At 44.0% G+C, this 339-nt stretch carries 2 rRNA genes; both read left to right on the forward strand.

Annotated elements, in window-relative coordinates:
* Nucleotides 1-121 (forward strand): 23S ribosomal RNA (locus QTO06_RS25500); the annotation flags it as partial.
* A 92-nt stretch (nucleotides 122-213) separates the two neighbouring features.
* Nucleotides 214-330: ribosomal RNA gene (gene rrf, locus QTO06_RS25505) — 5S ribosomal RNA — on the forward strand.
* Nucleotides 331-339: the final 9 nt, after the last annotated feature.

Here is a 339-nt window from a genome sequence, read left to right on the forward strand (position 1 = left end):
CTTCCCTGATACTTTAAGTATCCTAAAGGGTTGTTCGAGACTAGAACGTTGATAGGCAGGGTGTGTAAGCGTTGTGAGGCGTTGAGCTAACCTGTACTAATTGCCCGTGAGGCTTAACCATACAACACCCAAGGGGTTTTGATGGACTCAATGTAAGAACATTGAATGTGTATAAATAGAACTTAAAATCAGTTTTCCAGATTAAAGAATTTGCTTGGCGACCATAGCGATTTGGACCCACCTGACTTCCATTCCGAACTCAGAAGTGAAACGAATTAGCGCCGATGGTAGTGTGGGGCTTCCCCATGTGAGAGTAGGACATCGCCAGGCTTTAAATTT

Source organism: Vibrio sp. M260121, assembly GCF_036533715.1.
Lineage (GTDB): Bacteria > Pseudomonadota > Gammaproteobacteria > Enterobacterales > Vibrionaceae > Vibrio.